The 21,065-nt window shown below is 38.1% G+C and carries 14 protein-coding genes; 11 read left to right on the forward strand and 3 right to left on the reverse strand.

Going from position 1 to position 21,065, the window contains the following annotated elements:
* Positions 1–586: 586 nt before the first annotated feature.
* Positions 587–1,072: a YajQ family cyclic di-GMP-binding protein gene (locus E2I05_RS17615; protein WP_121854785.1), complete on the reverse strand. Its 486-nt coding sequence runs from the start codon at positions 1,070–1,072 to the stop codon at positions 587–589.
* A gap of 105 nt (positions 1,073–1,177) precedes the next feature.
* Here E2I05_RS17615 and E2I05_RS17620 point away from each other — a divergent pair, with 105 nt between their 5' ends.
* From E2I05_RS17620 to prmC, 6 genes are all read left to right on the forward strand, one after another.
* Positions 1,178–2,317 (forward strand): IS110 family RNA-guided transposase, encoded by a 1,140-nt coding sequence (locus E2I05_RS17620; protein WP_133309778.1) that lies wholly within the window; start codon positions 1,178–1,180, stop codon positions 2,315–2,317.
* Between the two features lie 937 nt (positions 2,318–3,254).
* Positions 3,255–3,617 (forward strand): VanZ family protein, encoded by a 363-nt coding sequence (locus tag E2I05_RS17625; protein ID WP_121853299.1) that lies wholly within the window; start codon positions 3,255–3,257, stop codon positions 3,615–3,617.
* Entirely contained in the window at positions 3,614–4,555 is a 942-nt protein-coding gene (locus tag E2I05_RS17630) for a ketopantoate reductase family protein (protein ID WP_121853298.1), read from the forward strand. The genes E2I05_RS17625 and E2I05_RS17630 overlap by 4 nt, the downstream gene beginning before the upstream one ends.
* A gap of 180 nt (positions 4,556–4,735) precedes the next feature.
* Positions 4,736–5,995, forward strand: a complete 1,260-nt coding sequence (gene hemA, locus E2I05_RS17635; RefSeq protein WP_121853297.1) for a glutamyl-tRNA reductase — start codon at positions 4,736–4,738, stop codon at positions 5,993–5,995.
* Between the two features lie 5 nt (positions 5,996–6,000).
* Positions 6,001–7,083 (forward strand): peptide chain release factor 1, encoded by a 1,083-nt coding sequence (prfA, locus tag E2I05_RS17640; protein WP_121853296.1) that lies wholly within the window; start codon positions 6,001–6,003, stop codon positions 7,081–7,083.
* 13 nt (positions 7,084–7,096) lie between these two features.
* On the forward strand, positions 7,097–7,987 hold the full coding sequence (gene prmC / locus E2I05_RS17645; protein ID WP_121853295.1) for a peptide chain release factor N(5)-glutamine methyltransferase: 891 nt from the start codon (positions 7,097–7,099) through the stop codon (positions 7,985–7,987).
* Positions 7,988–8,456: 469 nt separating this feature from the next.
* On the opposite strand, the gene E2I05_RS17650 is transcribed toward prmC, so the two are convergent.
* A complete protein-coding gene (locus E2I05_RS17650) occupies positions 8,457–9,785 on the reverse strand; it encodes a hypothetical protein (RefSeq protein WP_121853294.1) in 1,329 nt (442 codons plus the stop codon).
* A 119-nt stretch (positions 9,786–9,904) separates the two neighbouring features.
* Positions 9,905–13,978, reverse strand: a complete 4,074-nt coding sequence (locus tag E2I05_RS17655; protein WP_170179647.1) for an ankyrin repeat domain-containing protein — start codon at positions 13,976–13,978, stop codon at positions 9,905–9,907.
* A gap of 959 nt (positions 13,979–14,937) precedes the next feature.
* On the opposite strand from E2I05_RS17655, the gene E2I05_RS17660 reads away from it, so the two are divergent.
* The 5 genes from E2I05_RS17660 to E2I05_RS17680 all read left to right on the forward strand — a co-directional run bounded on the left by E2I05_RS17660 (position 14,938) and on the right by E2I05_RS17680 (position 21,065).
* Positions 14,938–15,336, forward strand: coding sequence for a SirB2 family protein (locus tag E2I05_RS17660; protein ID WP_121853302.1), 399 nt, complete (start codon positions 14,938–14,940; stop codon positions 15,334–15,336).
* Positions 15,333–16,121, forward strand: a complete 789-nt coding sequence (locus E2I05_RS17665; protein WP_121853292.1) for a transglutaminase family protein — start codon at positions 15,333–15,335, stop codon at positions 16,119–16,121. Before E2I05_RS17660 ends, E2I05_RS17665 begins: the two co-directional genes overlap by 4 nt.
* 74 nt (positions 16,122–16,195) lie before the next feature.
* Positions 16,196–17,443: a DUF819 family protein gene (locus E2I05_RS17670; protein ID WP_121853291.1), complete on the forward strand. Its 1,248-nt coding sequence runs from the start codon at positions 16,196–16,198 to the stop codon at positions 17,441–17,443.
* Positions 17,444–17,469: 26 nt separating this feature from the next.
* The gene (gene kdsA, locus E2I05_RS17675) at positions 17,470–18,318 is read left to right on the forward strand and encodes a 3-deoxy-8-phosphooctulonate synthase (RefSeq protein WP_121853290.1); all 849 of its coding nucleotides are present in this window, start codon (positions 17,470–17,472) and stop codon (positions 18,316–18,318) included.
* A 713-nt stretch (positions 18,319–19,031) separates the two neighbouring features.
* A complete protein-coding gene (locus E2I05_RS17680; RefSeq protein ID WP_133309779.1) occupies positions 19,032–21,065 on the forward strand; it encodes a hypothetical protein in 2,034 nt (677 codons plus the stop codon).

The raw sequence follows: 21,065 nt of genomic DNA on the forward strand, positions 1-21,065 counted from the left end.
AAATTGGTTTTGTCCTGTAACGTGTTGTATTCGGTATTGAGCGTCAAAGTTTCAAAGCAGTCTAGTATATACCAATTAAAGTAATTAAATTCCCAGCTCATAGCTATGTATCTGTTCAAAGTACAAATGAAATTGATGAAGACATAGTTATTACCGACATACAAAACTGTCGTTATTACATTGCTACGTTAAGACAATTTTGCGTGGTAATTTGGACACATACAAGCTCCCGAAGGGTAAGGCTAAAGGATTCCATTACTAAGTTACAAGTTTTTGAATTATCCCGATAAAAGCGCGAAGTGCGTTGAACGCCAGCTTTGTATGGCGGCCGTAGGGAATATAGTACTTCAAACTTGCGCCTTGTACTGAAATCCTTTAGTTCTTGCTGAGTGGGAAGTTAATTACTGTAATTGGTATTAAACTTTATTACCAGCCTACATCAACCTTTAGAAAAACCATCTATTTAAAAAGTTGTGGTATCCAATACCCCCAACTTTTTAAATTTCGCAGAAGTGTTGATTGAGCGACACGTCTCTGGGCACCAGCCTTCGCTAGTGCGACGTTCAAAGGCTGGTACGACAAGAAATCAGTCCCTGAAGTTATTATACTGAAAAGGTTGCCCTAAATCAGACTCTTTTGTTAATCGCATGACAGCTTGTAAGTCGTCACGTTTTTTCCCCGTAACGCGTAAACTATCACCTTGAATGGCTGCTTGTACTTTTAGTTTGCTCGCTTTAATTAACTTAACTAGTTTCTTAGCGACGTCTGATTCAATCCCTTGCTTAAAGCGAACTTTCAATGAAAAAGTTTTACCACTATGAACCGCTTTGTCATCCACATCCATGGCCGATGGGTCAACGTTGCGTTTACTCAATTGCATACGGAAGATATCTATCAACTGCTGGCATTGAAAATCATCTTCTGCAGAAACAGTAACAATAAAATCGTTTAATTCAATGTTGGCTTCTTTACCTCTAAAGTCAAACCGAGTCGATAATTCGCGTTTGGCATTTTCTACCGCATTCCTTAATTCTTCTTTATCTATTTCTGAAACGATATCCATTGATGGCATGTTGCTAAACCTCATTAATTGATAACTGCTCATGTCATTATTCTAGAAACTATGAAGGACAGTAACTCAACTACCCTTTAGTTACCACAACACAAGGGGAATATTATGAGCACCGTCCTTCAAGTAAAAGATAACGCAAAATTTGTTAATTTGTACATTGCTTTTGAACTTAGCAGTAAAACTTGGAAGCTTGGCTTTTCAAATGGTGAAAAAAAGAGAGTCAAAACGATTGATTCCCGAGACTGGAAAGCCCTACATCATGAAATAGCCTTAGCAAAAGAAAAGCTATTCTGCGTTGAAAACTGCAAAGTCATTAGCTGTTACGAAGCAGGTAGAGACGGATTCTGGATACACAGAGCGTTAATTAAAGACGGCATCGAAAATCATGTGATTGACTCAGCCAGTATTGAAGTCAGCCGAAAACAGAAGAAAGTCAAAACCGATAGAGTTGATGTGATTGCTTTGCTCCGCTTACTGATGCGTTATCACTCTGGAGAGCAAGAAGCTTTAAATATCATCAATGTTCCAAATGTAGAAGCTGAAGATAAGCGTCGAATTAACCGAGAGCGAGAACGAGAACGATTAGTAAAAGAGCGTGGCAGTCACAGCGCACGAATTAAGTCACTTCTGTGTTTGCATGGTATCAGCGTGGAAAATATCTCTAAACTAAAGGGGAAAGTTAATCAACTTAAGACGGCGGTTCTCAATAAGCCTTTACCGACAGATTTAGTGACGGAAATAGAGCGAGAACTTGATAGGCATGAAATTGTCGACAAGCAAATTAAAGCAATTGAGAAATTACAAAAGCAACGTGTTCTTGATGACTGTGATGACGCATCGCAAAAAATTAATCAGCTCATGCAGCTTAAAGGCGTAGGCTGGCAATCGAGCTGGGTATTAGTAACAGAGTTTTTCCATTGGCGAGAATTTAAAAACGCTAAACAAGTGGGAGCTTGTGCAGGAATGACACCAACGCCTTACGATAGTGGTGACAGTCAAAGAGAGCAAGGCATTTGCAAGTCAGGTAATCGACGAATACGAAAGATTATGGTTGAACTCAGTTGGTTTTGGTTACGGTATCAACCCAAATCAGAATTGAGTTTATGGTTCGAACAGCGTTTCGCTCATGGCAGTAAACGAATGAGACGCATCGGCATTGTTGCTATGGCACGTAAACTTCTTATCAAACTGTGGAAGTATTTAGAGCATGGAGAAGTGCCATCAGGTGCAACGATGTCACTTTAATCAAAATAACCAAGTAAAGAGTAAAATGTAGTAAAGCGCTGTTCGATGCTAACTGTACAGCCCCTTGATAAGCAAGGTTAAATCGTTTTTCTAGAAGAGTTAGTATCCTTATTCAGGTTAGGCGTAATAATGCGCATGCAATTTAAGGTGACTGACTAAAGTCAGAACGGATAGAAGGTGGTTAGCCATTAAGCTGACACAACAAAACCTGAGCAACACTTTTAACCAGAGAAACTGAATGAAATAAAGTAAAAACTGAAGGGCTTGACAAAGATGTCCTCATAGAAGGGGCTGTTTATCTTTCAGGATTAAATTTTGTGGTATTTGAGCGTTTATCTGTTCAAGGCGTAAGCAGTGAAGCTTAGTCATCTAAGTAAACGGGTTACAACACAGACCAGTGAATGCTCAAAAGCATCTATGACAGCGTTAATTGGTCGCTCTTTCTAAATAAAAGGTGCTGCGTTATCGTTTTCATATTTGGAAACGAAGTAACGACAGTTTTGTATGTCGATAATAACCAAACCGCACAAGCTCTGTCTTGTATAAAACGACCAATTTATCGCTGCAAAAATAATCACGAAAGATAAACCTAAAAACATCAGTTGAACGCTGAGTATACGAGTAACTGTTTGAGCAATACGATGATTTTATTATCATGTTTTTCATCCAATGAGTGAAATGCTCTGCGCTCACAAGCTTGCTAAAATGACTGCTATCTGCGTTGTAACTTTTGCAAGTAGAATAACTACTTGCTGCAAGCTACGCCTTACTATCAGCCATTTTTTCTACGCTTGAGAACGCTGTCAACTGATGTTTCTAGGATAAACAGCCCCTAGTATGCATTACACGCTCAGTGAAGAGGTTTATCTATTGAGTTATAGTCATTTGCTACAATAAATATTACTATGTTGCCCCTGATATTTTGAGGGTTTATAAGGTGAAAAATCGTCATTTGATGTTCCAAGTGCTGTTAATTTTAACTTTAATAGTGATTAGCTATTTGATTTTTTCACGCCCAAGCTACAGTCAGTCAATCCCTCATGTGGACAAAATCGGCCATTTTGGCAGCTTTTTTGTTTTAGCCTGGCTTACGCACCAAGCTTTTAAACCCAAATTAAGTCATTTAACGGTAGGGTTAACGTTATACGCAGGGCTTATCGAAATTGTTCAATCTTATTTACCCTATAGAAGTGCTTCTTGGGGAGATGTTCTCGCTGATTTACTCGGCATTGCATTTTTCTATTTAACCTTATTTTGCTACCGTGAAATTAACACTCAAATGAAGAACGCCCGAAAATGAGTGTACTCAGCACATCAAACTACCCCACCTCACAAATAGGTATTTTGGGTGCTGGTGCCATTGGTCAATTGATTGGTTTTCAGATAAACAGTCAATTACAAAACCAACAAAAAATGAGTTACATCACTCAGGCTACTGGCTTAATTTCAGATCCATCACCCCATTTAACATCGTTAGTGAGTCAAACACATCATTACAATGCCCATGTACTTTCTCTACATTCACCAGAAATTTCTGAGATAAAACTACTCATTGTGGCGGTGAAGGCTTATCAAGTATTCAATGCAATTTCACATCTAATAACCAAACTACCAGCAGATTGCCATATCTTGTTATTGCATAATGGGTTGGGCCCACACCTTGAAATACTGCCGTTATTGCAGCCCCATCAAGGGTTATCATTAGGTACTACTTCTCAAGGAGCGCAGAGAATCGACAAATGGCATGTCAAACATACTGGCAAAGGTCTGACACAAATAGGCCATTACACTGGCATAGCAATGGCTGATGAATATAGACAACTGCTCAGTCATTCCATCCCAGATTGTGACTTTGTTGACGAAATCATTCCTGCTTTGTGGCAAAAACTGGCTGTAAACTGTGTAATTAACCCACTAACAGCAATTCATCAATGCAAGAATGGGATTCTCCAGCAATCAGAATTCTCTGAAAAGATTCAACAAATCCTATTTGAACTTAATCTTGTAGCTCAAAAGGAAGCGATTACTCTCGATATGCAACAATTAACGCAACGAGTACTAAAAGTGATCCAATTGACATCTAACAACTACTCTTCCATGTTCCAAGATATCCAACATAAGAAACTTACAGAAATTGACTATATTAATGGATACCTATTAAAAGTGGCCCAAAAGCATGGTATTCAATTAGATGTAAATCAACAATTGGTAGAATCAGTTCAGTTATTGGCACAATAACTTTATGGAATTCTGTTTTTAAGTTGTAATTTTCAGTAGAATAGCGCCTCTGAAATTGAAATATTCGTTATCCGATAAATTTACCAGCCATGATGTACAATTGTTACTGCATAATACGCGGTAAACGCACTGTAAAATGTCTAGTAACTTGAATCGATACAGCATCAAAAATGAGTTTAAATGAGTCTTGTAGCAATCGGTATCAATCACAAAACCGCTTCCGTTGACTTGCGAGAGAAAGTTGCTTTCTCTCCTGATGTCATACATGCAGCGATGCAAAGTCTTGCTCAACACACGCCTACCGCTGAAGTAGTGATTATTTCGACTTGTAACCGCACTGAACTCTATTGTAATCAGATTCAAATTGATGATGTGTTAATTTGGCTAGCTGATTTCCACAAAGTGTCGCTAGATTTACTGAAACTGCACAGCTACGCTTTTGAAAATAAAGCAGCCATTAAACACCTCATACGAGTTTCTGCTGGGTTAGATTCACTTATTCTTGGTGAGCCACAAATCCTTGGGCAAGTTAAGCAATCATTCACCAAAGCGAAAGAAGCTGGAACCGTTTCTACCACGCTTGATAGACTCTTTCAAAATACCTTTTCAGTGGCAAAACGAATTCGGACAGAAACAGAGATCGGCAGTGCTGCGGTTTCCGTTGCTTTCGCTGCAGTAAGTATGGCGAAGCATATTTTTTCGTCGATCAGTAAAACCAATGTATTACTGATCGGTGCAGGTGAAACCATTGAGTTGGTGGCTCGTCATTTAAAAGACAATGATGTTTCTTCTATTACCGTAGCCAATCGAACTTTAGAACGTGCAAAAAACATGTGTGACGCCTTCGATGCGAAGGCCGTTACACTTGAGCAAATCCCTGAATATCTCCCTCAAGCCGATATTGTGATATCTTCTACAGCCAGTCCATTGCCGATTTTGGGTAAAGGCTTAGTTGAACGTGCACTCAAGCAGCGCCGCCACCAGCCAATGCTACTGGTTGATATCGCGGTGCCACGAGATATTGAGTCTGAAGTGGCCGAATTAGACGATGCATTTTTATATACCGTCGATGATTTACAAAACATCATCGAACAAAATATCGAATCGCGCAAAGAAGCGGCACAAGAAGCTGAAGTCATCGCAGAAGAAGAGTCATCGCAATTTATGGAGTGGATCCTGTCACTCAAAAATGTCGATAGCATTCGTGAATACCGCCGTATCAGCCTAGAAATTAAAGATGAATTGGTTGAAAAAGCATTGAATAAGATGGCTCAGGGTGGCGATCAACAACAAATTATTTTGGAATTAGCCAATAAATTAACGAATCGGCTAATCCATACCCCAACACAAGCACTGACAGCCGCGAGCCGTCAGGGTGACTTAGAAACTTTAGAGACTCTCAAGTCCGTTCTCGGACTGACAAAACACAAAGGTCAGTAATACAAATGAAAGATTCCGTGATCCGCAAGCTAGAAGGCTTGTTAGAACGTAATGACGAAGTCATGGCACTATTATCTGATGCCAGCGTGATTTCTGATCAAGAAAAATTCCGTGCCCTATCGAAAGAATATGCACAACTTGAGGATGTCGTAAAAGGTTTTAAAGCTTTTCAACAAGCGCAGCAAGATCTCGAGACCGCTAAAGACATGCTCAACGAAGATGATCCTGAATTAAAAGAAATGGCTCAAGAAGAATTGAAAGAAGCAAAAAGCACTCTTGAAGTACTTGAGGATCAACTGCAAATTTTACTGCTTCCTCAAGATCCAAACGACGACAGCAATGCCTTTGTTGAAATTCGTGCGGGTGCTGGCGGTGATGAGGCTGCAATTTTTGCCGGTGATTTATTCAGAATGTACAGTCGCTACGCTGAAACTCAACGTTGGCAGCTTGAAATCATGAGCTCGAATGAAGGCGAGCATGGTGGCTTTAAAGAAATCATTATTAAAGTATCGGGTGATGGTGTTTACGGTAAATTAAAATTTGAATCCGGCGGTCATAGAGTTCAGCGTGTACCAGAAACTGAATCTCAGGGCCGAGTTCATACATCAGCCTGCACTGTTGCCGTTCTTCATGAAGTCCCTGAAGCTGAGGCGATTTCAATTAACCCTGCCGACTTAAAAGTAGATACTTTCCGAGCATCGGGCGCAGGAGGGCAGCACGTTAACAAAACTGATTCAGCCATTCGTCTTACTCATATTCCAAGTGGCATTGTAGTTGAATGCCAAGATCAGCGCTCTCAACATAAAAACCGTGCTCAAGCTATGAGCGTACTTGCTGCGCGTATTCAAGCCGTTGAAGACGAAAAACTTCGCAGCGCTGAAGAAGAAACACGTCGCAGCCTAGTGGGTAGTGGTGATCGCTCAGAACGCATTCGTACATATAACTTCCCCCAAGGTCGAGTCAGTGAACATCGAATCAATTTAACCTTATACCGCCTGAATGAAATTATCGAAGGCGATTTAGATGCGATTCTTGACCCATTACTGCTAGAGCACCAAGCAGATCAATTAGCGGCTCTGGCGGAATAAGGTTTTTATTAGTATGACATCTTCGCAATCCAATGCTTCTCAAACCAATATTTCTGAAGCATTGCAATGGGGCTTGCAAGAGTTAAGCTCAAACTCTGACTCAGCTCAGTTAGATGCGGAGGTGTGTTTACAACATTGCCTAAATAAAAATCGCGCGTTTTTGTATACCTGGCCTGAAAAACCATTGAAACTCGCGCAATGGCAACAGTTTTCAAAAATGATTTTGAGACGAAAAAAAGGCGAACCTATCGCTCACATTACCGGAGAGAGAGAGTTCTGGTCGCTGCCTTTTTTAGTGAATAACACAACCCTAATTCCGAGACCTGATACTGAAATTCTCGTCGAAACGGCGCTTAATTTAGACTTACCAGATAATGCTCGAGTACTTGATTTAGGAACGGGTACTGGCGCAATCGCCCTATCCCTCGCTCATGAAGAATCAAATTGGCAAATTACCGCCGTTGATAAAATGCCTGAAGCCGTTGAATTGGCAATACTGAACAAAGCCCATCTTTCTCTCTCAAACGTATCAATATTACAAAGTGATTGGTTTACGAATATTGCCAAACAAAAGTTCGATCTCATCATTTCTAATCCGCCTTATATCGATGAAACCGATCATCATCTCAATGAAGGCGATGTTAGGTTTGAACCTTCAAGCGCTTTAACTGCAAGGGAAAGTGGCTACGCAGACCTATATTATATTGCGGAACAAGCCAAACACTTTCTCACTGATGGAGGATATCTACTTTTAGAACACGGATATGAACAAACCGCTCAATTAAAAACAAAATTTGAAAACTTACAATACAGTAAAATTCAAACAATTAAAGACTATGGTAATAACGATCGCTGTACTTTAGGAGTCTTAGGGATCTCGGGTTCTAAAGGTCTAGCGATTTAGAAAGTACCAATCTTTGTCATACCAGCGAAGGCTGGTATCCAGTGGCTTTTATAGAAAAAAGCAAAGGCACTAGGGGCTGTTTATCTTTCAGGCTTAAATTTTGTGCTATTTGAGCGTTTATCTGTTCAAGGCGTAAGCTGTGAAGCTTAGTCATCTAAGTAAACGGGTTACAACACAGAACAGTGAACGCTCAAAAGCATCTAAGACAGCCTAAATTGGTCATTTCTACTGCGTTATCGCTTGCTTATTTGGAACCTAAAAACATCAGTTGAACGCTGAGTATATGAGTAACTGTTTGAGCAATACGATGATTTTATTATCATGTTTTTCACCTAATGAGTGAAATGCTCTACGCTCACAAGATTGCTAAAATTGCTGCTATCTGCGTTATAACTTTTGCAAGTAGATTAACTACTTGCTGCAAGCTACGCCTTAATATCAGCCATTTTTTCTACGCTTGAGAACGCAGTCAACTGATGTTTCTAGGTTGAACGTTTAATTTACGATACAAATTTCTTGCCAGTTGAAATGAATAATCGACTTCTTCACCTGAATGGTTAGCACCTCCAATGACAAAAGCTCTAAATATCTTCTGTAAAGCCAGTCCTCTTTCTGATTCAATATCAATATCTAATAAACCAAATATGGCAGAAAAACTATTTGCCATACCTGAGGGCCCAGATACATAAGGCTGCCCAGATAATAAAGTGCTTTTTACGTATGCAACCTTACTGTTTGTATTCACCTTCCAACATCGAGCAAGTAATAATTGAGGTTTTAGCCCATTCATCAAGCCATCAGGATCTGATATTTGGGTATTCCCAAAAAAATAACTATGATTTGTCAATCTGATATTTCGATCCTTAATATGATCTCGGCTAGGAGAAATCACATTGTGATAGTCATAATCAATCAGTTTCTTCAACGCTGGATCCGTTAAAACTAGCAGAAAAAGAACAACACGCCACTGAGTCGCCAGTAGCATTATATGCTTATCAACACGTTCAGAATTTATTAGATCTATACAAAACTGAATCAATTTTCCCGTATTTGTTGGTCTCTTTTCGTTCATAAACTCAATCGGAGTAGGAAACATGTCAACTTTTTGGAGCATTTTTTTTACATAGCGACCAAATAACTTCTTGTTAAACTCATTTTCATAACACTTTAATTTCTCAACTACCTCCACAGCAAGCTCACAAACCAATCTTTTATTTTCTTCTGAAGACAGAACCTCTAAAGCCCAAACGTCCTGTTGCCTAAGACGAAACTCCCTACGAAATTCAGCAAGCTCTGTCATGATCCAAGATGGTTTTTCTACTTCATTATCTGTAAGAGGTGTTTTAAAAAAACATTTTCTAATAATATCTCTACTGCCATCTTTATACTGAAAAACAGTATATTTATTCACGCCTTCAAATAAGATATCAACCTCAGAGAAAGACATGTCATCTTCATTTTGAGCTGGCGTTATCGTCTGAAACTCAGTGCGACTTATTTGGTCAGCTCCTTGTTCCAATTTATCATTAAGTTTCTCAAAAGAAATATTTAATCTGAATTCCAGCTTTCGAGTAAGCCCTCCCATCCAAAACGTATGAAAATTTCTACTGTGCAAAGTCCACTTATCATCCATTTTTTTACATAAAAAAGATAACTTTGTCTTATTTCCTGTTGCTACATCATTACACTCAATCTGCACGTACATCGCCTTAGCTATCCTTGCTAAAGATCTTATACTTTCTCCTTTCACAATAGAGTTAGTTTTTGAATTCCAATCAATTGAAGCTTTATTAATCATTGCTTAATACCACAACTTACAACTCAAAGATTTAAAGTAACAAGTTGAAATTATTAGTAAATCACTTAATCCACCCGACAAGCTTAGCTTTTTCTTTTGCTCTTATGACGAAATGCTTTTTATTTTTTAGGGTTTGCACTTTCTGCAGCTTTAAACATCTCATACATACTTTTATCTAGTTTTTTTGAGGCATACCACATAGGTGTTTTTCCCTCACCACACTTCTGCCTCAAACAAAGTGCGGCACCTTTTTGTAGAAGTAACCGAGATGATTCCGTTAAACCACGAGATGCCGTAAAATGAAGTGGTGTTTGCTTTTTAGCATTTTTCAAAAAAACATTTGCTTCAAAATCTTGTGGTTGAAACGAACCTCGCTTTACATCTTCAACAGATACGATTTCAAACTCATCTGAATCCTTTGTAACCTTTATATCATTCATCATTAAATGAGCTTGATAATTTAGTACTGCTGATATTTCAATATAAGAACCACTTAAACATGCACAATGCAGAATCGTATTTCCTCCATTATCTCTATGATTGATCATTACATTTTTTCCTGACGATAACAGTTTTAAAAAATATTTTCGCTTGTAAGAATCAAGAGACAATTGAAGTAAAGATTTTCCAGTTTTAGATATGTAGCAAAAATCGGGGGCTATATGAACTAGATCTAAAAATACTTTTGGATCATTATTTTTTAATGCCAATAAGATGCTTGGCTCGTCATTATCATTCCTGCAATCAAAGTCCCATTCAGTCATCAATAATATTTTTTCCCACGTTTCACAAGTACAATAACGGGCACCTAAATGAAGTAAAGTATTTCCTTTGTCGTCAACAAACGAAGACAAAAGCTGCTCTTTTTTAATTAAGATATTAAAAATTGTTTTAGCTTGATTAATGTCTCTATCCGTAGAAATAAACGGAGTTACCTTAGCCAAAAAGTCACCTTCTCTCGCATCACGTTCTAACAGTAAACTGATTAATTCAATATCATTAGGATAAATAGAAATTGCTAGTTCTAACGGGGCTTCTCCAATTTCATTTTTCATATAAGTATCTGAATCAAATGTTTTTAGATAATTAATTAATTCATCACGGTAATTGTGTAGTAAAAGGATGTGAATTAACGTATTTCCATCTCGATCGGTAATTCCTGCTACATCGAGTCGCTTTGAGCTCACTAAACTTCGTACTAACTCCTTTTTACTCTCATCTGAAATAGCTTCATCACTGAATATATTTAAAATACTTTCTTGAGTTTCGCTTTTTTGGCTCAAGCGCAGCCGCTTTGAAGCCAGCATGATATCAGGATCAAAATTAAATGAATTAGCACTGGCTAAATGTAAAAGGCTTGGATGGCATGGTGAAATAGTATCCCCCATACTTCTGTTTGCCATAGAGAGGACTAACGTAATAATGGTTATATTATTGCTCTCTACAGCTAATTGAAGCAAAGAATTGTCAATCTGCACTGAGCTATTTGTTACTTTTGAAAAGAGCGGATCAACTTGGTGCTCTGAAACCCTCCCAACCAATGCACAAACGATATCTGGATTGCCTTTTTTTAGTGCCGTTACGACACCTGAATAAATAATCTCTGGCGAAATATCATATTCAAGCAATAAATAAACAGTACTCAGCCTATTCTCCGTTATCGCGATGTCTAGTACTGATTCCCCTTTTTTATTCAATATGTTCAAATAACTTAGATTACGTTCCAGAATTTTCTTAATAATATCGTTTTTTCCTCGATTGCACGCAGAAAATAGAGGCGTCAAGCCATAATAGGTCACATCAAGCAAACTTAATTCAACACTCCCTATGATGTGTTCAAATAATACACAGGCATTATGCACTGCAATAAAGTGCATTGGCGAGTATCCGTCAGGGCGCCTTAATAACAACTGGCCGTTTGTATCTCTTACTTTTATATCTCGGCTATCTAATTGAATCACCGCATCCCAAATATCAATTCGATTACTCGAGGCAGCTACATCAATGGGGCACCAAAGGTCACCTGATTTTGCACTTTTTGTGATATCCGTTACTTTTTCAGAAAACAGCCCTATCATTTCAAGTTTTCTATAACGTATGGCGTGATTTAAACCATGTATGATGGCATCTGTTGTCAAACTAGCAGAAGCTAATACTTGACGAACGATTGCAATATGTCCACATTCAATAGCAATATGTAAACCAGATTTTTCTTCGGCGTCAGAACTGTCTTTTACTGTATTATCTTCTTTTTCATGACAGGTTATAGACTGGTTATTTACAATTTTAGGTTCATGATTTAACAATAAACTAACACACAATTCATTACCAACTTCGCACGCGACATAAAACGCTGTCTCGCCTTGATGATTCACTTGTAAAGCGTTTATGCCTTTGCTTAATAATAGTTTAATTAGTTCTAGGTGCTTATATTTACAAGCATAATGAAGTGCCGTGTTCCCTTTTGAATCTTGTAGACCAATAACAATAGAGTCATAACTAATGATCGCTTCTGCAATCGTTAAAAAACCATTTTTTACTGCGATATGTAAAGGAAGCAAGCCTTCAAAGTTTTTTATGCCGACCGCAACTCTTTTATTTTTTAATAAGTTTCTTACTGACTCTACGTTCCCTTTTTGACAAGCCAAATGTAGTGCTTGATTGCCCTTTTTATCAACAAAGTTCGGTTCACAATTGGGTTGATTAGACAGCACCTTTACAGAAGTAGATGATCCTTGATAACAAGCTTCCATTAATAGTGTCTTTCTGCCACTTTTAATGTTAATGAGTTCTTGATTCGACTTTAAATAATGCAAAAGAATGGCTTGACTATTATGAGTAACCAAACTAAAAACAAATATCGATTTGTTAGAAGCAGACTCTTCAGTTGAAAGTGTATCGACGGGGATTTTCTCTATTACATTCTTAATTTTGAGATATGCACTTAAATTATCTTGATTAAGCGACATAGCCCTAAACTCTTTTAATTCATGAGTGGAATAATGTTCACTAATAAATTGTTCTGATAATAGGGCTAATGTTGGCAAATCTCGTGGCATTAGATCTGATGATAGTGAACAACATTTAGCACTTTCTTCTATCGCTAATGCATAGGCTTCTGGTATTCCTAAATGCATTGTAAACATTACATGCAAAACTGAGCGGTTATCTTCAAGCCACGACTTTAAACCTTCGTTCAATGGTTGAGATGAAGAAATTCTATTTGCAAGGCAACGAAAGTAATGGCTTTGGGTAAGGCTAGGTGCACTACTCAAAACTAAGTGTTTTTCAATAAACATTTTCATTTGTTCAAACTTTACACTATTACGTGCCGCTTGATTAATCAATGCTACTGAGATTTCTGCAGAAAAACTTAGCATCAAATCAATTTGACTTAAATCATCGAGAACAACAGCCCTTTGCCCTTTATTATTTTCAATATAAAAATATAAACCATCATCCGAGCAAAGTGTATCGGTAGAATAAGGGCTTTTGACTAAAAATAGTCTAAAAGGTTTATTATCAAATATAGGTCTATCTTCTGCGAAAGACTTAGCAATAGTCTTATGTAATTTATTGGTAATATTAATTAGATCAAGACGAATTAGCCCTGAAACGGTTTCAAAATCCTCAACATTAATAAGATCATGCAAGCTAAAATTCTGATTTCTTGTTAGCAATTTTAATGGTTCTAATACATTTATCTCGACGTCTTTTTGCCAGTGCTCACCATTCATTTTCGTCAAAACTAGCTGACCATTGTTATTCAGAAATTTATTTTTTTGTAAAACATCGATTAATGCTTGTGCGTACTCTTCTGATAGCAAAGTAACAATGGCAGAAGGTGACACAATGATTCTGATTTCACGCCGAAACTCTTCTAATCTATCGCTACCGATGTCGATCTCACACTGCTCTAGATATGTATCAGTACAAAAAAATAAACCAAACTCACTTGCCACACTATTATAGAAAACATTGGCATAATGAACTTGATTCCCGATATCACATTTTGATTTTATACATTGCTTTTTAGCCGCTTCAGCAGCCCAGTTGGTAATTAAGGTTTTTCTTGCTTTTTGAACAAGGCCATCCACTCCAGCCAAACTCATTTTTAGTTCAGTAAGTGCTCTTTGAGCATTTGACCTTACTCCTCCAGTACACTTATCTGTTTCTGATAATAAAACATCCAATGCTGTTTCTTTTGAAAATTCTGAAATAGCTTCCAGCTCTAATAAGCAAGCGATTTCATGATGATATTGCCTGAGATCAGAGTAAATTGTCTCAAGATCTGCTGTATAAAGTGTTCTCCCCGGTAAAAAAATAGTCGAACGAAATTGATCTAACTTTCCAATAAGCTGAACACTATCTGGTAAGTACTTGATTGCTGCATCTCTTATCCGAGTCAAGTCGTCCGAATATTGTTGCTGAAATAACTCAAATACTTCAGACTCTTTAAACTTTTGAACAGAAGTCCATTTAGAGGGCGAATATTTAATGATCGAAGACTCTGATTTTTCTTCAAGATCAATGCTAGATTTTCGATACAAAGACGGAAGGAATGGTTGGTAAACCGCAGAGCTTGCTACAGACATAACAGGTTATTTCCCTGCAACTTATTGTTAGTAAAATGAATAATTAAAGGTGTAATCAGCATCCATTTCCGAAATACTTTGAAGCATCATACTATTTAAAAAAATAGTTTCATTACGCTTTAATTAAAGCTTGTTAATCCAAACAATTTTTTTTACAAAACTTAGGGTCTATTGATCTTTCAGGATTAAATTTTGTGCTATTTGAGCATTTATCTGTTCAAGGCGTGAGCAGTGATGCTTAGCCATCTAAGTGAGCTGATCACAACACAGAACAGTGAATGCTCAAAAGCATCGAAAAAAGAGAGAGCGTAAATTGGTCGCTCTTTCTAAATAAAAGGTGCTGCGTTATCGTTTTCTTATTTGGAAACGAAGTAACGACAGTTTTGTATGTCGATAATAACCAAACATCACAAACTCTGCCTTGCATAAAATAACCAATTTATCGCTGCAAAAACAATCACGAAAGATCAACAGACCCTAATTTAAATACACTCAATACCAAAACTTTACTCAATCAGGTAAACTAGCGACTTTAATTCGCCACTCACTGGTTTATGATGGAAACACTCAACAGTTTATATCCTGCGGTAAAGCACCTTCATTTAACGTTAATTGGTTTAAGCGTAATCTTTTTTACAATACGTTTTGTATTGCATTTACGCCAATCACCAATCTTAAGTAAAAAGTTCATTAAGATAGCACCTCATGTTATTGATACTTTTTTACTTTTATCGGGATTAACCCTGTGTTTCATCATTCAACAATTTCCTTTTGAAGCCCCGTGGTTGACTGAAAAACTCGGTGCTGTCGTCGCCTACATATTACTTGCAATGATTTCAATGAAAGCCAACCGCGGAAAACTGTTTAAGTGTTTTGCATACCTCGGCGCAATAAGTTGGTTAGTTTACGCCGCGAAGTTAGCCATGTTTAAACAAGCGATAATATTAGCCTCATGAAACCATTTAGTTTACCTGAAAAAATATCGCTTCCTGAGCTGGCTTTTCAGTTGAGCGACCACCTAGGGTTCTCGAATGCTGAAGACGCTAAGTGGGCTTGGTTTGAATTATCAGGCTCAGTACTGAGTCATTATCTTGTTAATAAGAACCAGCGATTTAATGCGCTTTTGCATTGGTTTTACCAAGATTTAGGTTTTTGCCAACGTGAAGATTATTATTCAGTCGAAGCCGCTGATTTAGCCATCACACTAAAAAGCCGACAAGGCAATAGCACCACATTGGCCACATTATTATTATTGCTTGGTAAACAACTTGATTTGACACTAGATTTGCTTTTTTTGCCCGGCACCACTGTGCTAAGAAGCCAAATTGACGGTGACATTCGATTTATTGATGCGCTTACAGGCAAAGACATCAGCAGAAGCACGTTACATGCACTGGTTCGTGGCGAACTCGGCAATCATGCACAATTGAAGTCAAAGTATTTCAAACCTGCTAATGATAAGCGGTTAATTTCGAGACTTCTTCATGAGTTAAAAGCTGGCAGCATTGTGTCACAGCAATACGAAAAGGCCATGGAATGTTGTAACTTGCTCATGCAATGGCACAGTGACGACATTCATTTAAATCGAGAGCGTGCCTTTGTTGCCGAGCAACTCGGTTGTATCAAGGTGGCTGCCGATGACTTACAGTATTTTGTAGATAACAATCCCCATGATCCTGTAACTGAGCTCGTTAAAATGCAGCTTAAAGAGCTAAGCCAACACGCTGAGATATACCACTAAATTTAGCTTCACACCTTAAAGCAAGTTTGGGTGTGTAATAAAAATGCGAATATACGCAAAGGAGATAAGTACGCATGACAAACCATGCTCTGATAACTAATGACGCCACAGTAATGGGATTACTTGCCGTTATCCTCGGTTTTGTATTTTATACCAATGGTTCCAGTCATCCTTTCTGGAAGTCATTCTACAAATACGTACCTGCTTTGTTGTTGTGCTATTTTCTTCCTTCTTTGCTCAACACGTTTGGTATCGTCGATGGAGATGCTTCAAAATTATACTTTGTTGCGTCGCGTTATTTATTACCGGCATGCCTAGTTTTACTTATTTTAAGTGTGGATCTAAAAGCCATTATGGGATTAGGTCCAAAAGCCATTATCATGTTTTTGACAGGCACGCTTGGCATCGTCATTGGCGCACCCATCGCTCTACTCATTATGTCTGTTATTGAGCCTGATCTTCTTGGCGGTCACGGTCCTGAAGCGGTATGGCGCGGCATGACAACACTTGCAGGAAGTTGGATTGGTGGTGGCGCAAACCAAGCGTCAATGAAAGAAATTTATGAAGTAGGTGGAGACATCTTCTCTGTAATGATCACTGTCGATGTTATTGTCGCCAATATTTGGATGGCGGTATTGTTGTTTATGGCATCAAAGGCCAAACAAATAGATACAAAAACAGGTGCCGATACTTCAGCAATCAATGTATTAAAAGACAAGGTTGAAAAATACCACAAAGAAAACTCTCGGACACCAGAACTCAGAGATTTGATGATCATGGTAGCCATCGGTTTTGGTATTACAGGACTCGCTCATTTTACAGCTGACTTCCTAGGCCCATTTTTTAGTGAAAACTACCCTGAAACAAAAGTATTTAGCTTAACCTCTAGTTTCTTTTGGCTAATTGTTATTTCAACTACTATTGGTTTAGTACTGTCTTTCACTAAAGTCCGTCAAATCGAAGCTGCAGGAGCTTCAAAAGTCGCTTCAGCGTTTCTTTATATTCTTGTTGCAACCATTGGTATGCATATGGACATCAGCAAGATCATCGAAACACCAATTTATTTCGGTATTGGCATCATTTGGATGATAGTACACGCGAGCTTTATGCTCATCGTTGCAAAAATCATACGCGCACCTTTGTTTTATATGGCTGTCGGTAGCCAAGCTAATGTGGGTGGTGCAGCATCGGCTCCTGTCGTTGCGGCCGCTTTCCATCCATCGTTGGCACCTGTTGGTGTACTCTTAGCGGTATTTGGCTACGCTGTTGGTACATACGCAGCTTGGTTCTGTGGCGTTGTACTGCAATATGTAGCTAATTAATTTCGATTATTTTAGAGGCAGTAAAAATGAATCAAAAAACCATTAATTTGGGTGACATTCAAATCAATAACGATAAACCATTTGTGTTATTCGGTGGAATGAATGTTTTAGAATCTCGTGATCTCGCGATGAAGATTGCTGAAACTTATGCTGAGGTCACTCAAAAACTGGGTATCCCTTATGTTTTTAAAGCCTCTTTTGATAAAGCTAATCGCTCATCGATTAATTCTTTTCGTGGCCCGGGCATGGAAGAAGGGTTAAAGATATTTGAAGAAATCAAGCAAACATTCAAACTACCGTTAATCACTGACGTACATGAAACGGCTCAATGTGTACCTGTAGCTGAAATTGTTGATATTATTCAATTGCCAGCCTTTCTTGCCAGACAAACCGATCTTGTTGTCGCCATGGCGAAAACAGGTGCGATCATTAACGTTAAAAAACCACAGTTTTTAGCACCACACGAAATGCGCCATATCATTACTAAATTCAATGAAGCGGGTAATGATGAGATTATGTTGTGTGAACGGGGCAGCAGCTTTGGTTATAACAACCTTGTCGTTGATATGCTGGGCATGGATGACATGAAGCAAACTAGTTACCCAGTTATTTTCGATGCCACTCATGCACTACAACGCCCAGGTGGTCGTGCAGATTCTGCAGGCGGTCGCCGAGCTCAAGCCACAGAGCTTGCCCGAAGCGGTATGGCTCTTGGCTTAGCAGGCTTATTTATTGAAGCGCACCCAGATCCTAATAACGCCAAATGTGATGGTCCATGCGCTCTACCATTGGCAAAACTTGAAGGTTACTTAACACAAATGAAAGCGGTAGATGATTTGATTAAATCTTTTGATAAAATAAATACCAGCTGTTAAGTATTCAAATAAATGGCTCTGTTTTAAATGATGCGGAGCCTACTTTCACAAGATTTAAGGGATCTAGCGATTTAGAAAATACCAATCTTTGTCATACCAGCGAAGCGAAGGCTGGTATCCAGTGACTTTCTATAGGAAAAAGCAAAGGCACTAGACTACCGACATACAAAACTGTCGTTACTTCGTTTCCAAATAAGAAAACGATAACGCAGCACTTTTTATTTAGAAAGAGCGACCAATTTACGCTCTCTCTTTTTTCCGATGCTTTTGAGCATTCACTGTTCTGTGTTGTGACCAGCTCACTTAGATGGCTAAGCATCACTGCTCACGCCTTGAACAGATAAATACTCAAATAGCACAAAATTTAATCCTGAAAGATCAACAGACCCTAAGATATACCAAAAATTACTTTATAAATGAGTAAGAGATAAGTCCAGAGTAAACGCGTGAACATTTTTCGAGCAAAGCCCGTAGACTTTATAGCCTGTCATTCCCATGGGAGCGGGAATCCAGTGACTTTGGGTATTCAAACATAAAGCGCTAGCTCCCCACTTTCGAGAGAATGACGAAATTACCATATGGCATTGTTTATATATCACTCACTCGTGCGGTTGCCCTAGAGACAAGTCTGGATTAATTTACTTTAACTAATCAATTGCAACACTTTGCTATTATACTATTGATTAGTTTCTCATCAGCATCCAAAGCAAAGTATGTCAATTTCAGCAGCTACATCTTCAAAAGCGTCTAATCACCCCGAGTTGGATCAAGCCGCTGATTTTGAAAATACCCGTTCCGAACCGATACCCCATGAATTAGGTACTTTTGCTTTAACACAAGGCAAAGAAAGCAACTCAACAAGATCATCTTTTACTGAGTTTATGGCAACTGATAAAGCCATGCTGCAGTTAATAACGCTGCAGTTTGCCAACCCACATTTGCAGGAAAATACTCCATTAACCGTAAATGCTGCTCTAGAAGCGAAAAAACATCTGGATGATTTTTTATGTAAAGATCAATGCCTATTTCAAATGGGAATGTATTTTGGTCTTCCTATTCAACAATTGCTTGATTTTCAATATAAGAAACTTCACCTACATGAAGACTGTTTAAGTGCGATGTTATCTAAGGTCGATATTTTGTCTGTTAATTGTATTCAAGAAGCCATTAAATCCAATCATGTTGCAGGTTATGAAAATAGCATTCACCAACAACTGACTCTCTGGGCACACAAAAATGGTTTAAACACTCATGACCCCATAAAAGATGCTCCTCTCCGGAATTCATTCATTAAGTTTTTAACACAGAGTCAATTTTGTAAAAAAAATTGGTTCCATATTGGAATTATGTTGGACTTTCCACGCGATGATTTAACATGGATACAAAGCAGGCTTTTAACCGAATATAAGGTAGGTAGAAAACAAAAAACAAATCGTGAAAAGTTTGATATTGTCATAGAGTTTGCTTTTTCAAAACAGATGCTGACTCGTGCTCATATTTTGCAAATGTTGCGCGATTCCGGAGAAATCGGTGAGGGAAGGCGATTAGCCAAAGTGTGGGGGGTTCCTAATGTAACAGATGCCTCCATAGACGAACACTTTCAGCTCATTTTAAAATGTATTCAAGAAAGTAATACCCTACCCCTATACAGCACATATTATTGCTTCATCTTGGAGAATTGGAGCTCTCTCCAAGTTCAAACTTTACTCAATATATCAGATGGTTCAAGACTAGATTGCATGATTGCATTAGCCCAAGGTATTTCATCAGGAGAGTTCGGACTGTCACATTTAACCGCTTTATCAGAAGTTTATCCTGTCAATAATTCTCGTACTGTGTTTCAAAGTATGGCAAATTCAGCTCAAAACAATGGTTGTGAACAGGTGTCAGAAGTTATTTCACTGCCATTAATTTCTCAATTAATATTCCGTTATACTAATATTGAAATACCTTTTTATCTTGCAATCATATTAGGTATTAAACCTTATAATGTTAACTCTCTTTACCAAAATGAAATTAAGACTCGCTCGCTCTCTGCCCAAATGTGGCAGCTCATTTTAGAAGAATTCCCTTTATTACAAACATATCATTTAAAAGAAATTTTTGAAAAGTTTAAAGAAACAAAAGAAGCTGTGGAGTTTTTACCACATCATGGAGATATTGCTGATCCCCACTGCAGTTTAGCTTCAATATGCTATTTATCTGCAGAATCTTTTAATCTTGCAATTTGCTTAAGCCAAAACTCATCACTTTTAACACAAGCCCATGAAAAGCTATGGGATAGGCATGAATATTCAATCTCTAAAGATTTGTTTGAATCATTTGCTACTTTTCCTCGAGTTTTCCAAGTGCTCACTGTAATTCATTGTGAACCTAGAGCTAGAAAAGAAATGAGTGCTATGATTGATCAGTATTTTCTCAAAGAAAATATTTTGGGTGTTCGTCCTTCAGAACCTCTCCAACATGCAATTAAATTAGCCGATGCCGAAAACATATTACCCGATCTATATCGATGCCCATTATCATTAACTGCGATGTCAGATCCCATCAGAATCGATATGTTTAATGGAAAAGTCAGTCGCTGGTTCAGCAAGGAGATGCTCATTCTGGCGTTAACGCACAAAGAAGAAAACCCATTGAGTCGTGAAGTATTACTATTGCAAGATGTTTTACAAATGGAAATAGATCAAGTCATGCTTTCAAAAATAAATGACTGGAAAAAGCACCACCCACATAGCGATTTATAA

The organism is Parashewanella spongiae (assembly GCF_004358345.1).
Lineage (GTDB): Bacteria > Pseudomonadota > Gammaproteobacteria > Enterobacterales > Shewanellaceae > Parashewanella > Parashewanella spongiae.